The organism is Mycobacterium syngnathidarum, assembly GCF_001942625.1.
GTDB lineage: Bacteria > Actinomycetota > Actinomycetes > Mycobacteriales > Mycobacteriaceae > Mycobacterium > Mycobacterium syngnathidarum.
The window spans coordinates 1-15,425 of record NZ_MLCL01000038.1 but is presented as its reverse complement, the minus strand read 5'-3'; the positions used below and the strand labels follow the sequence as shown (position 1 = coordinate 15,425).

Genomic DNA, 15,425 nt, shown 5'->3' with positions numbered 1-15,425 from the left:
AGTTGGGTGAAATTCAAACGGCGCTGGCTGATCTGGATGATGTGGCGCAGGCGGTGGTGATTGTCCGTGAGGATCAGCCTGGGGATAAGCGGCTGGTCGGCTACATCACCGGCACCGCCGATCCCGCGGTGGTCCGCGCACAGCTGGCGCAGCGGTTGCCGGCTTATATGGTGCCCGCCGCGGTGGTGGCTCTTGATGCGTTGCCGTTGACGGTCAACGGCAAGCTCGACAAGCGGGCCCTGCCGGCTCCGGAATACACCGGCACCGATCATTATCGGGCGCCGGGCACCGCGACCGAGGAGATCCTGGCCGGTATCTACGCCCAGGTCCTCGGCCTGGAACGGGTCGGCATCGACGACTCCTTCTTCGACCTCGGCGGCGATTCCCTCTCGGCCATGCGGTTACTCGCCGCGGTGAACAGTCACCTCGACGTCGACTTGGCAGTGCGCACGCTGTTCGACGCACCGACGATCGCGCAGTTGGCGACGCGCCTCGGCTCGGACTCGAGCGAACGCCGGCCACTGGTCCCGCAGCCACGTCCAGAAGTCATCCCGTTGTCGTATGCGCAACAACGACTGTGGTTCCTCAACCGGTTCGAGGACGGAGCGGCGACGTACAACATGCCGATCGCGTTCCGGATCAACGGCGCCTTGGATCTGGACGCCCTGGAATCGGCTCTCGATGATGTGATCGACCGCCATGAATCGCTGCGCACGGTGTTCCCCGACATCGACGGAGTGCCCTCGCAAAAGGTACTGCCCGCACAGCCCGGGCTGTGGCGCCGCGGAGGCCCGGCCGTGGTGCCGGTGGCAGCGGACCAAGAAGACGCTGTCATGCGCGAGTTGGTCGCCTTGGCGGGCTACAGGTTCGACCTGGCCAATGAGATTCCGATCCGGGCCCAGATCTACGCCGTAGGCCCCGAGCAATATGTTCTCGGGATCGTCTTGCACCACATCGCTTTCGACGGCTGGTCGATGGCACCCATGGTCAAGGATGTCGGTGTCGCCTACGCAGCCCGCTGCGCCGGACAGGCTCCCGCATGGTCTCCGCTGCCGGTGCAATACGCCGATTACTCACTGTGGCAGCGTGACCACCTGGGCGACCTGGAGGATCCGGGCAGCCGGATCGCCGAGCAGCTGTCCTATTGGCGGAAAGAGCTGGAGGACCTGCCCGAGGTGGTTTCGCTTCCCACCGACCGGCCGCGTCCGCCCGTACCGAGCTATCGCGGCGACGGGGTCAATCTGCGCATTGAACCCGAGTCCTGGGCGGGGATCAAAGCGGTTGCCGCAGAACACAATGTCACCACGTCAATGGTATTGCAGGCCATCATGTCTGTCGTGCTGCACCGGGCGGGCGTCGGTGAGGACATCGCACTGGGCACCCCGATCGCGGGCCGCAATGATCAGGCCCTGCAGGAGCTGGTGGGATTCTTCGTCAACACCTGGGTCCTGCGGGTCGGGCTGAACTCGCAACAGCGGTTCAGCGACGTGCTCGACCAAGTACGACAGAAGGCGCTGGACGGTTACACCAATCAGGACGTGCCCTTCGAGTTGCTGGTGGAGCAACTCAACCCGACCCGGTCCACGTCGCATCATCCGCTGTTCCAGGTGGCCCTGGTCTTCCAGAACAATGTGCGTCCCGAGGTGGTCTTGGAAGGCGCCGGCATCGAGCCGATGTCGATGGTCACCCGCACCGCCAAGTTCGACCTGGATGTGGACATCAGGGAGGTGCCCGACCAGCTTTCGGGTGCCCCGATGGCCGCAGGTGTGCTGACCTACGCCACCGACCTGTTCGACCGGTCCACGATCGAGCGTCTGGTGGGCTGGTTCGGCAAGGTGGTCACAGCCGTGGTGGCTGACTCGTCGGTCGTGGTCGGCGAGGTGGGTTTGCTCGATGGCGCCGAGCGCGATCTGGTGCTGCACAAGTGGGCTGGTGCCGGTGTCGATGCGCAGGTGGGTCTGGCTTCGGAGTTGTTGGCGAGTGCGGTGGCTGCGGATCCTGAGGCCCTGGCGTTGGTGGATCACCCGCGGGAATTCACCTATCGGCAACTCGACGAGATCTCGAACCGGCTGGCACGGGCATTGGTCGAAGAAGGGGTTGGCCCCGAGCGTGCGGTCGGCGTGGCGATGGGCCGATCCGCCGAGTTGGTAGTCGCCTGGTGGGCGGTGCTCAAGGCCGGTGGGGTGTACGTTCCGGTCGATCGGACTCACCCGGCCGAGCGGATCGCCACGGTGCTGGACACCGTCGAAGCGGTGTGTGTACTGACTCGTGGCGGCGACCCCGTGGCCGGAACCGGGACGTGCCCGGTGATCGATGTCGAGGCGCTGGATCTCTCGAGTGCCTCCGCAGAGCCCGTCACCGACGCGGATCGATTGGCGCCGTTGACTATAGACAATGCCGCATACGCGATCTTCACCTCGGGATCGACCGGAACTCCGAAGGGTGTGGCGATCAGCCACACCGGTGTGCTCGGTGTGGCTGCGGCCACCCGTGACTTGTTGGGTGTGGGTCGGGGTGCTCGCCTGCTGATGGTGGCCGCACCGACGTTCGATGCCTCGATCTTCGAGTGGTTGTGGGCGACGGCTTCGGGCGCCACGTTGGTGGTGGCGTCGCCGGATTCCTACGCGGGTGACGCCTTGACGGCGGTGATAGAAGGTCAGCGGGTCGAGGCGGCGTTGATCACCCCGACGGTGGTGGCAACGCTCGACCCGAGCCGGTTGGGTGGTTTGACGATGTTGGCCACCGGTGGTGAGGCATGCCCGGCGGAGTTGGTGGCTGCGTGGGCTCCTGGCCGGCGGATGTTCAACGCCTATGGGCCGACTGAGGTGACCATTTGGGCCACTTGGAGCGCGACGTCTGCCGGGGCGCCGGTGCGGATCGGGGCGCCGGTTCCGGGCACATGTGCGTACGTTCTCGATGCACGTCTGAACCCGGCACCGGTCGGGGTGGTCGGAGAGTTGTACGTCGCCGGCCCGATGCTGGCCCGTGGCTATGTGGGACGGCCCGATCTGACGGCGGATCGGTTCGTCGCGAACCCCTTTGGAGCGCCGGGCACGCGGCTGTATCGCACTGGCGATCTGGTGCGTTGGACCGAATCCGGCAGCTTGGAATACCTCGGCCGTGCCGATGCACAGGTGAAGCTCCGTGGGCAGCGCCTCGAGCTGGGCGAGATCGAGAACACCCTGCTGGCCTGTCCGCAGGTCAATCGAGCCGCCGCCGCGGTCTACCACGATGACGCCGCGGACCACCTCATTGCCTATGTCGCCCTGGAACGCGCCAGCAGCGCCGATCACGATGCAGAAGTCGTCGATCAGTGGCAACACGTCTACGACGAGCTCTATGACGCAGACCTCGAAGTGGCCGACTTCGGAAGCGACTTCCGTGGCTGGAACAGCAGCTACACCGGAGAGCCGATTCCGCTGGACCAGATGGAGGAATGGCGGTCTGCGGCGGTGGATCGGATACTGGCGCTGAGGCCGCAGCGGGTGCTCGAGCTCGGTGTAGGTTCGGGTCTGGTCCTGTCACAGGTCGCCCCGAAGTGTGTGGAGTACTGGGGCACAGACTTTTCGGCGCCGACCATCCGGACGCTGGAATCAGCGGTGGCTGGGCAACCGTGGGGAGACCGAGTCCGCTTGCGGGTACAGCCGGCGGATGTGGTCGACGGATTGCCTGACGAGTACTTCGACACGATCGTCATCAACTCGGTCATTCAGTACTTCCCCAACGCGGCTTATCTCACCGAGGTCATCGACCACGCTGTGGGACTCTTGGCCCCGGGCGGAACGTTGTTCGTCGGCGATGTGCGCAACCACAGCCTGCAGGGTGCCTTCCAGACCGGTATCGCGCTGGCGCGCAGCGGGTCCGACGCGGATACCGACGATCTGCGCCAGCGCGTGCAACGCGCGATGCTGGGAGAGCCCGAGTTGTTGCTGGCCCCTGAGTTCTTCGCGACCTGGGCGGCTGACCACCCATCCGTGAGCGGGGTGAGCATCCAGGTCAAACGAGGTGAATCTGACAATGAGCTGACCCGCTACCGCTACGACGTCAGCATTCACAAGGCAGCCGCTCGCATCCATTCGCTCAAGAACGCACTCACCTGGGAATGGTCTGATTGCGCGGGCTTGAGTGGACTGCACGCCGAGCTGACGGCTCAACGGCCGCCGGCTGTGCGCGTGAGCGCGATTCCGCGCACGGGCGTGATCTCCGATGTGGTCATCGAACAGGCTCTCGCCGATGGTCATTCGGTAGCTGATGCGCTGACGGAAGCAGAGGTGGTGGCGACTCCAGAGAATGTGGTGACGCCCGAACTGCTGTACCGGCTCGGTGAGGCAGCCGGGTATCGCGTTGCGGTCACCTGGGGCCCCCAACCCGGCACCGTCGACGCCGTCTTCATCGACGGCGCGGACGGCGGGGACGGCCCGGTGCTGACCGATCTCTACCTGCCCCCTGCGGGTTTGCAGGAACGCAGCGCCTACGCCAACGACCCTGACACCAACAGCAAGGTCAGCGAAGTGCGCCAGTGGCTGAGCGGACGACTGCCCGAATACATGGTGCCCAGCCAGATCATGGTGCTTGAGGAGTTCCCGCTGACATCCTCGGGCAAGATCGACCGGAGAGCCTTGCCCCAGCCGGTGTTCACGGCTGCTACCTTCCGGTCGCCTCAGACACCGACCGAGAAGACCGTCGCCGAGGTGTTCGCCGACGTGCTGGGCCTCGATCGCGTCGGACTCGACGACGATTTCTTTGCCTTGGGCGGAGATTCGCTGATCGCCATCCGGGTCAGTGCGCGGCTTCAGTCGGCTCTCGGCAAGGACGTTCCGGTCCGATATCTGTTCGACGCACCTACCGTCGGGCGGTTGGCGGACTGCCTGGACCGCCAACAGAGCGATGTGGCACGACCGCCGCTGCAGGTGATGCCGCGTCCGCAGGCGATTCCGTTGTCGTATGCGCAGCAGCGGTTGTGGTTCTTCGACCAATTGAACGGCCCGTCACCGGTCTACAACCTGGCTGTGGGTTTGCGTTTGACCGGTGACCTCGATGCCGAAGCGCTAGGGCAGGCATTGGTCGATGTGGTGGACCGTCACGAGAGCCTGCGCACGATGTTCACTCTGGACGGTGAGGAGCCGCGGCAAGTGGTGGCTCCGGTGGAGAGCACCCATTCGCTCTGGCAGGTGGTCGATGCAGTTGATTGGCCGGCGGATCGGGTGGTGGAGGCCGCCGGCGCCGTTGCCCGGTATCCGTTCGATCTGTCGGCCGAATTGCCTTTGAAGGCAACGCTGTTCCGTGTCGCAGAAGACGAGCATGTACTGGTCGCGGTGGTTCACCACATTGCTGCTGACGGCTGGTCGGTCACGCCGCTGGTGGCGGATCTCGGCGCAGCCTATGCAAACCGGTGCGCAGGTCAGACCCCTGATTGGTCCCCGCTGCCGGTGCAGTACGCGGATTACACATTGTGGCAACGCTCGTACCTGGGCGACCTGGACGATGCGGACAGCCGCATATCCGGGCAGCTGGCCTACTGGGAGAACGCGTTGGCCGGGCTGCCGGAGCGGCTGGAATTGCCGACGGATCGGCCGTATCCACCGGTGGCCGACTACCAGGGTGGCGGTTTGGTGGTGGAATGGCCCGCCGAGCTCCAACAGCGAATTGCCCGGGTGGCTCGTGAGCAGAATGCGACCAGCTTCATGGTGGTGCAGGCGGGGCTGGCGCTGTTGCTGTCCAAGCTGAGTGGAAGTTCCGATGTTGCGGTAGGCATCTCGATCGCAGGCCGTAATGATCCTGCACTCGACAACTTGGTCGGGTTCTTCGTCAACACGCTGGTTCTGCGGGTCGATTTCTCCGGCGATCCGACCATCGGTGAACTGCTGGAGCAGGTGCGTCAGCGCGGCTTGGCGGCCTTCGAGCACCAGGATGTGCCGTTCGAGGTGGTGGTGGATCGGCTGAACCCCACCCGCAGTTTGACCCATCACCCCCTCGTGCAGGTGATGTTGTCGTGGCAGAACCTGGAATGGCAGCACAGCGCCGACACCGCGGGTGGGTTGACCCTGGGCGATGTTCAGGTCACCCCGTTACCTGCTCAGACTCACACTGCGCGTACCGATTTGACTTTCGCACTGGGTGAACGTTGGACAGAGACCGGCGAGCCGGCCGGGATTGGAGGGACTGTGGAGTTTCGCACCGACGTTTATGACGAGGCCACTGTCGTGCGGTTGATCGATCGGTTGCGAAAGGTATTGATGGCGATGACGGCTGAGGTCGAGGCGGCGTCGTGACGGCCGACTTGAGTCGGCGCTTGTCGTCGATGGATTTCCTGGACGAGGACGAGCACGCCGAGCTGTTCGCGTGGGGTAACCGCGAGGTTCTGACCGATCGGTCCTCGGTGTCGGCGACTATCACGGAACTGTTTGCTGCTCAGGTCGCCGGTGCTTCCGGGGCGGTGGCGGTGGTCTTCAACGACCGCTCGATGACGTATGCCGAGTTGGATGAGGCGTCAAATCAGTTGGCGCATCGGTTGGTCAGCCTGGGTGTCGGCCCGGGTGAGCGGGTGGCGTTGCTCTTCCCTCGTTCGATCGAGGCGATTGTCTGCATTGTCGCGGTGTTGAAATCGGGGGCGGCCTATGTGCCGATCGACCCGATGCATCCCGATGAGCGGATCCAGTTCATGCTCGATGATGCCGACCCGGCCGTAGCGATCACAACATCGGAGTTGACGGGGCGATTCGGCGGGCGCGATCTGAACGTCCTCGATTTCGATGATGAGGTCCGTCAGCACACCGCGCCGGCACCCGACGTGCCGGGGCCGGCGGCTGACGATGTCGCGTACTTGATCTACACCTCGGGGACGACGGGTCGTCCGAAGGGGGTAGCGATCACCCATGCGAATGTGGTCGGCCTGTTGGAGACACTGGATGCCGAGCTGGGGCTGGCGGGTCAGGTTTGGACGCAGTGTCATTCGTTGGCGTTCGACTATTCGGTGTGGGAGATCTGGGGGGCGCTGCTGTACGGCGGCCGGCTGGTCGTAGTGCCCGAGTCGGTCACGCAGGCTCCCGAGGACCTGTATGCCCTGCTGGTCGCCGAGCAGGTCACCATGTTCAGTCAGACGCCGTCGGCGTTCTATGCACTGCAGGCCGTTGACGCCCTGCAACCCGGCCCGGGTGGTCAGCTGAAGTTGGAGACGGTGGTCTTCGGTGGGGAAGCGCTTGAGCCGCAGCGCCTCCGGGGCTGGTTGGGTCGGCATCCCGCTTCGCCGCGGTTGATCAACATGTACGGGATCACCGAGACGACGGTGCATGCATCGTTCCGCGAGATCATCCCGGGTGATGCTGAAGGCAGCGTCAGCCCGATCGGTGTGCCGTTGGCTCACCTTGGTTTCTTCGTCCTGGATTCTTCGCTGCAGCCCGTCCCGGTCGGTGTGGTGGGTGAGTTGTATGTGGTCGGCGCCGGATTGGGGTATGGGTATTGGCGTCGTGGCGGGCTGAGCGCCAACCGGTTCGTGGCGTGTCCGTTCGGTGGGGCCGGGGCCCGGATGTATCGGACGGGGGATCTGGCGTCTTGGGACAGGCATGGGCAGTTGCGGTATGGCGGACGTGCCGATGAACAGGTCAAGATTCGTGGGTACCGCATCGAACTAGGCGAGATTCAAACCGCTTTGGCTGAAGCCGAGGGTGTGGACCAGGCGGCGGTGATCGCCCGTGAGGATCGTCCCGGCGACAAGCGCCTGGTCGGCTACATCACCGGTACCGCGGATCCGGTCGCTGTTCGTGCCGCGTTGTCGGAGCGGTTGCCTGGCTACATGGTTCCAGCGGCGGTGGTGGTGCTGGATGTGTTGCCGCTGACGGTGAACGGGAAGCTCGACAGGCGGGCCCTGCCGGCACCGGATTACGTCAACGGCCAGGAATGCCGCGCCCCGGCCACTGCGATCGAGGAGGTGCTGGCCGGCATCTTTGCCCAGGTGCTCGGTCTGGAGCGGGTCGGGGCCGATGACTCCTTCTTCGATCTGGGTGGGGATTCGCTGTCGGCGACCAGGTTGATCAATGCCATCAATGCCAGTCTGGACGCTGATTTCGCGGTGCGGGCGGTGTTCGAGACACCCACTGTGGCGCAATTGGCTACCCGTGCCGGTGAGGGTTCGGATCGGCGTGAACCGCTGGTGGCACAACCCAGGCCAAATGTGCTCCCGCTGTCGTATGCCCAGCAGCGTTTGTGGTTCCTCGACCAGCTGGAGGGACCATCACCGATCTACAACATGGCGGTGGCACTACAGGTCAGTGGGTCTCTGGATACCGACGCGCTCGGCGCGGCGCTGGCCGATGTGGTGGAGCGGCACGAGTCCCTACGCACGGTTTTCCGATCGGCCGAGGGCGTCCCTGAGCAGGTGGTGCTGCCTGCTGAGCAGGCTGACTGCGGTTGGCGAGTTGTCGACGCCGGCGGGTGGTCGACGACTGAGATGCGCGCGGCCATCGAAGCGATGGCAGGCCATCCCTTCGACCTGGACAGCGAAATACCCCTGCGGGCCATGCTTTTGCGGTTGGCCGAGGACGAGCACGTCCTGGTGGCCGTGGTGCACCACATTGCCGCCGATGGCTGGTCCATAGCTCCGTTGATCTCGGACCTGCAATTGGCGTATGCCGGCCGGTCCGCAGGACAAGTGCCCGGCTGGGCGCCGCTACCGGTGCAGTATGTGGACTACACCTTGTGGCAACGCGCGCGGCTGGGCGATCTGGGAGATGCCGACAGCCGCATCTCCGCGCAGGTGGCGTACTGGGAACAGGCGTTGGCGGGGCTGCCCGAACGACTGGAACTGCCGACCGACCGCCCCTATCCGCCGGTGTCAGATCACCGCGGCGCGAGCATACCGGTGTCGCTGCCGGCCGAACTGCACAAGCGGATCCGCGAAGTTGCGCGCGAACAGAATGTCACCACATACATGGTGGTGCAGGCCGCGCTGACGATGCTGTTGTCGAAGCTCAGTGCGAGTTCTGATGTGGCGGTAGGGGTTCCGATCGCCGGCCGGAGCGACGCCGCGCTGGACCGCGTGGTGGGTTTCTTCGTCAACACGTTGGTGTTGCGGGTGGATCTGGCAGGCGATCCCACCATGGCCGAGCTGTTGGCCCAGGTGCGTCAGCGTAGTCTGGCCACGCTCGAGCATCAGGATGTGCCCTTCGAGGTACTGGTGGATCGGCTCAAGCCGACCCGGTCGCTGGCCCATCATCCGCTGGTCCAGGTGGCGCTCGCGTGGCAGAACTTCACCGCCGATACCGCGACGGAATCGACTCTGGGGGAGGCACTGGTCCGTCCGTTGCCGGTGGATACGCACGTGGCGCGGATGGATCTCACGTTCTCGTTGGCGGAACGGTGGGACGATGCCGGCGAGCCTGCGGGCATCGGTGGCGCAGTGGAGTTCCGGACCGACGTATTCGACGAATCAAGTATCGAAACCATGATCGCGCGGCTTGTGCGCGTCGCAGCGGCGCTGACGGGCGATCCGACCCAGCGGCTGTCGTCGGTCGATGTGCTGGATGCCGTCGAGCATGCTCGCCTCGACGATGTCGGTAACCGGGCGGTGCTGGCCGAGTCCCCGGGCCGTGTGATGTCGATTCCCCGGTTGTTCGCTGCTCAGGTGGCTCGCGCGCCTGAGGCAGTCGCGGGGAGTTTCGATGGCCGCTCGATGACTTATCGAGAGCTTGATGAGGCGTCGAATCGGTTGGCTCACTTCTTGGTTGGACTCGGCGCCGGCCCGGGTGAGTGCGTAGCGGTGTTGGTGCCCCGGTCGGTCGAGGCGATTGTCGCGATCCTGGGGTCGTTGAAAGCCGGGGCCGCGTACGTGCCGGTCGATCCGATGCACCCTGATACCCGGATCCGGTTCATGGTCGGCGATGCCGCTCCGATCGTCGCGGTGACCACCGCTGAGTTGCGGGCGCGGCTGGAAGGAATCGACCTGACCGTCGTCGACGTCGCCGACGCTGGTATCGAGGCCCAACCCGACACCGCGTTACCGGCGCACAACGCCGACGACGTGGCGTACTTGATCTATACGTCGGGTACGACGGGTGTTCCGAAAGGTGTGGCGATCAGCCACCGGAACGTGGCGCAGTTGCTGGCGACGTTGGATGCCGAGCTGGGGCTGGCGGGACAGGTTTGGACGCAGTGTCATTCGCTGGCGTTCGACTATTCGGTGTGGGAGATCTGGGGGGCGCTGCTGTACGGCGGCCGGCTGGTGGTGGTGTCGGAGTCGGTGACCCGAGCCCCGGAGGAGCTGCTCGCGCTGTTGGTTGCCGAGCAGGTGACAGTGTTGAGCCAGACACCGTCGGCGTTCTATGCGTTGCAGTCGGCTGATGCGTTGCTGCCGGAAATGGGTCGCCAGTTGAAGTTGGATACGGTGATCTTTGGCGGGGAAGCGCTTGAGCCGCAGCGCCTTCGGCCGTGGTTTGAGGGCCATCCCGGTTCACCGCGGTTGATCAACATGTACGGGATCACCGAGACGACGGTGCATGCGTCGTTCCGCGAGATTCTGGTGAGTGACGCCGAAGGCAGTGCCAGTCCGATCGGTGTGCCGTTGGCGCACCTCGGTTTCTTCGTGCTGGATCCTTCGTTGCAGCCGGTTCCGGTCGGTGTGGTGGGTGAGTTGTATGTGGTCGGCGCCGGATTGGGGTTCGGTTACTGGCGGCGTGGCGGATTGAGTTCGACCCGCTTTGTGGCGTGTCCGTTCGGTGGGGCCGGGGCCCGGATGTATCGGACGGGGGACCTGGCTTCGTGGGGCGCTGACGGGCAGTTGCGGTATCTGGGACGTGCCGACGAGCAGGTCAAGGTTCGTGGGTATCGCATCGAGCTGGGCGAAATCCAGTCTGCGCTGGCAAGTCTGGACGGCGTCAAGCAGGCGGAGGTCGTCGCGCGTGAGGATCGTCCCGGCGACAAGCGCCTGGTCGGCTACATCACCGGGACCGCGGACCCGGTCGCTGTTCGTGCCGCGTTGTCGGAACGGTTGCCTGGCTACATGGTTCCCGCCGCCGTGGTGGTGCTCGATGCGTTGCCGCTGACGGTGAACGGGAAGCTCGACAAACGTGCCCTGCCGGCACCGGACTACGTCAACGGCCAGGAATACCGCGCCCCGGCCACTGCGATCGAGGAGCTGCTGGCCGGCATCTACGCTCAGGTGCTCGGTCTGGAGCGGGTCGGGGCCGATGACTCCTTCTTCGATCTGGGCGGCGACTCCCTTTCGGCGATGCGGTTGATCAACGCGGTCAACGCCAGCCTGGATACCGATATCGCGGTGCGAGCGGTGTTCGAGGCGCCGACGGTGGCGCAATTGGCTACGCGCGCCGGTGAGGGTTCGGGTCGGCGCGAACCCTTGGTGGCACAGCTGCGGCCCGATGTCCTGCCGTTGTCGTATGCCCAACAGCGGCTGTGGTTCCTCGACCAGCTCGAAGGACCGTCACCGATCTACAACATGCCGACCGTCTATCGGATCACCGGGGGGCTGGATGTCGACGCGCTCGGCGCGGCGCTGGCCGACGTGGTCGAGCGCCACGAGTCATTACGCACGGTGTTCCCTGCGGTCGACGGTGCACCCCGACAAGTTGTGCTCCCGGTGGGACAGGCTGATCCGGGGTGGCAGGTCATCGACGCGGTGGACTGGTCCGTGGATCGACTACACGACGCGATCCGTGCGGCGGTCGGATACCACTTCGACCTTTCAGCCGAGATCCCGATGAGAGCAACACTTTTCCGAGTGGCCGAGGGTGACCATGTCTTGGTTGCCGTAGTCCATCACATCGCAGGCGACGGCTGGTCGATCGGTCCGCTGGTGCGTGACATCGGGGTTGCCTACGCGAGCCGGTGCGCAGGGCAGGTCCCCAATTGGGCTCCGTTGCCGGTGCAATATGCCGATTACACGTTGTGGCAGCGGTCGTATCTCGGCGATGTGGCCGATCCCGGCAGTCGGATCGCCGACCAACTCGCGTACTGGGAACAGGAGCTGTCGGGGCTGCCAGATCGACTGGAGCTGCCCACCGACCGGCCGTATCCGCCGGTCGCCGACTACCGGGGCGCCAGTCTGGCGATGGAGTGGCCGGTCGAGCTGCAGCAGCAGATCGCGCGAGCCGCAAGCGAGCACAACGCGACCAGCTTCATGGTGGTGCAGGCAGCCCTGGCGGTGCTGTTGTCGAATCTGACCGGGACTGCGGATGTGGCCGTGGGCTTCCCGATTGCCGGGCGCAGTGATCCCGCGTTGGACGAGTTGGTCGGTGTCTTCATCAACACGCTGGTGCTGCGGGTAGAGCTCGACGGTGATCCCACGGTCGCCGATCTCCTGGCCCAAGTGCGCCGGCGCAGCCTGGCTGCCTACGAGCACCAGGACGTGCCCTTCGAGATGGTTGTCGATCGGCTCAACCCGTCCCGCAGCCTGACGCATCACCCGCTGGTCCAGGTGATGACGGCGTGGCAGAACCTCGCCAAGCAGGACGACGACCAGCCCGCGTCGAGTCTGGGCGGGATGCAGGCCACACCGCTGGAAGCCGACACTCAAGCCGCGCGCATGGATCTGACGATCTCACTGGCAGAACGCTGGAGTGCGGGCATGCCGGCCGGAATCACCGGGGCGGTGGAATTCCGTACCGACGTGTTCGATGCTGCCACCATCCAGATCTTCGTCGACCGACTGACGCGGGTGGTAGAAGCTCTGACCGTCGACCCCGCTGCGAAGTTGTCGTCGATAAATCTGCTGGGAGCCGATGACCACGTCGCGCTCGACGGGTGGGGCAACCGCGCGGTGCTGTCCGATTCGGTGGACGCCGTGTCGATTCCGGCAGTCTTTGCCGAGCAGGTGGCACGAGACCCAGCTGCGGTGGCCGTGGTGTGCGGGGAGAGTTCGTGGACCTATCGCGAGCTCGATGAGGAATCGAATCGCTTGGCACGGCTGCTTGTCGACAGCGGGGCACGCCCCGGCGCATGCGTGGCGTTGCTGCTCAACCATTCGGGCGAGGCGATCGTCTCGATTCTGGCGGTTCTCAAGGCGGGCGCGGCGTACCTGCCGATCGACCCGATGGTGCCGGATGCGCGTATCGAGTTCATGCTCGGTGACGCCCGCCCGGTCGCAGCGATCACCACCGCTGAGTTGCGGCCGCGGTTGGCCGGCGCTGACCTGGTCGTCATCGACGTCGCCGATCCTCGCATCGGGGCGCAATCAAAGGCCGCGTTGCAAGGGCCGGCCGCCGATGACGTTGCCTATCTGATCTACACGTCGGGGACCACAGGTGTTCCGAAGGGCGTGGCGATCACTCACCAGAATGTCACGCAGTTCCTCGGTGCCGTGGATCCGGCCTTGGTCGGCCCCGGAACCGTGTGGTCGCAGTGGCATTCGCTGGTGTTCGACGTTTCGGTGTGGGACATCTTCGGCGCTCTGTTGCACGGCGGTCGTCTGGTGGTGGTGCCCGAGGAGGTGGCACGTTCACCGCAAGATCTGCACGCGCTGCTGGTTGCCGAGAAGGTCAGCGTGTTGAGCCAGACGCCGTCGGCCGCGGGAATGCTGTCCCCTGAGGGGCTGGAGTCCGCTGCCTTGGTGGTGGCCGGGGAAGCGTGTCCGACCGAGCTGGTGCAGCGGTGGGCCCCGGGACGGGTGCTGATCAACGCGTACGGACCGACCGAGGCCACGGTATACGCGACGATCACTGCGCCCTTGAAAGCTGAATCATCAGGTTCGAATGTTGTGCCGATCGGTGCTCCCGTCCCAGGTGCGGCATTGTTCGTGCTTGATCGCTGGTTGCGGAAGGCACCGCCGGGTGTGGTGGGAGAACTGTATGTGGCCGGCCGCGGCGTCGGAATGGGGTATGTCGGCCGAGCCGGGCTCACCGCCTCACGCTTCGTCCCTTGCCCGTTCGGTGACGCGGGAGCCCGCATGTACCGGACCGGCGACTTGGTGCGCTGGGGCAGCGACGGGCAGATGCAGTATCTCGGTCGCGCCGACGAGCAGGTCAAGATTCGGGGCTACCGGATCGAACTTGGTGAAATCCAGGTCGCCCTGGCCGACTTGGACGGCGTGGAACAAGCCGTCGTCGTCGCCCGCGAGGACCACCCGGGTGAGAAGCGACTCGTCGGCTATGTCACCGAAACCGTAGCCGGAACGGTCGATGCCGGTAGGACCCGCGCCCAGCTCGCCGACCACCTTCCGACCTACATGGTGCCCGCCGCCGTGGTGGTGGTCGACGCCATACCGCTGACCGTCAACGGCAAGTTGGACCGACGCGCGCTACCGGCGCCCGAGTACAGCGACGCCGACAGCTACCGTGCTCCGAGTACCCCGACAGAGGAGATCCTGGCCGGCATCTTCGCGCAGGTGTTGGACCTGGGCCGGGTAGGCCTGGATGACTCGTTCTTCGATCTCGGCGGCGATTCCCTGTCGGCCATCCGGTTGATCAACGCCGTCAACACCGCATTCGACACGGATCTGGCAGTCCGCACGGTCTTCGATGCGCCGACCGTGGCGCAGTTGGAGCCGCGAATCACCACGGGCTCGGGCGGGCGGACGCCGTTGGCCCCCATGCCTCGGCCTGCCGTGGTGCCGTTGTCATATGCCCAGCAGCGGCTGTGGTTCCTGGACCAATTGCATGGTCCCTCGCCGATTTACAACATGCCGATGATGTACCGGGTGACCGGATTGGACGTTGATGCGCTCCGTGTGGCCCTGGCCGATGTGGCAGCCCGGCACGAGAGTCTGCGGACAGTCTTCCCCGAGGTGGACGGTGTTCCCCAACAGTTGGTCCTTCCTGCCGCCCAGGCTGATTTCGGATGGCAGGTGGTTGATGCCGCGGATTGGCCCGCGGAGCAGTTGGCGAGCGCCATCGATGCAGCCGTACGGCACCCCTTCGATCTGAACAACGAGATTCCGATCTGGGCGAGGCTTTTCCGCGTCTCTGAGGACGAGCATGTGCTGGTCGCGGTGGTGCACCACATCGCTGGGGACGCTTGGTCGTTCGCGCCCCTGGCCCGTGATGTGGCCGTCGCCTATGCCGCGCGCTGTGCCGGGGCGGCGCCGGAGTGGTCTGCGCTGCCGGTGCAGTACGTGGATTACACGTTGTGGCAGCGGGAGCAGCTCGGTGACCTGTCCGACCCCGAGAGCCGGATCTCAGGGCAACTGGCCTACTGGCAGGACGAACTGGCGGGCCTGCCTGACCGCCTCGAGTTGCCGACGGACCGACCCTACCCGGCGGTCGCCGATCACGGTGGAGCTGTCGTCGAAGTGCAGTGGCCTGCGGAGTTGCAGCAGCGGGTGGCTGCGGTGGCCAGGGAGCATGATGCGACCAGTTTTATGGTGGTGCAGGCTGCGTTGGCGGTGTTGTTGTCGAGTTTGAGTGCCAGTTCCGATGTGGCGGTGGGTTTTCCGATCGCGGGGCGTAATGATCCGGCGTTGGATGATCTGGTCGGGTTCTTCG

At 65.2% G+C, this 15,425-nt stretch carries 2 protein-coding genes and 1 pseudogene; all 3 read left to right on the top strand.

The annotated features are described in order from the left end of the window. Positions 1–1,850: pseudogene (locus BKG60_RS32895) on the top strand (condensation domain-containing protein); the annotation flags it as partial. After that, positions 1,836–6,272 (top strand): amino acid adenylation domain-containing protein, encoded by a 4,437-nt coding sequence (locus BKG60_RS32890; RefSeq protein ID WP_479724689.1) that lies wholly within the window; start codon positions 1,836–1,838, stop codon positions 6,270–6,272. The pseudogene BKG60_RS32895 and the gene BKG60_RS32890, both read left to right, overlap by 15 nt. Next, positions 6,269–15,425: non-ribosomal peptide synthetase (locus BKG60_RS32885; protein WP_479724688.1), on the top strand; the 9,157-nt coding region annotated here is incomplete at its 3' end. The genes BKG60_RS32890 and BKG60_RS32885, both read left to right, overlap by 4 nt.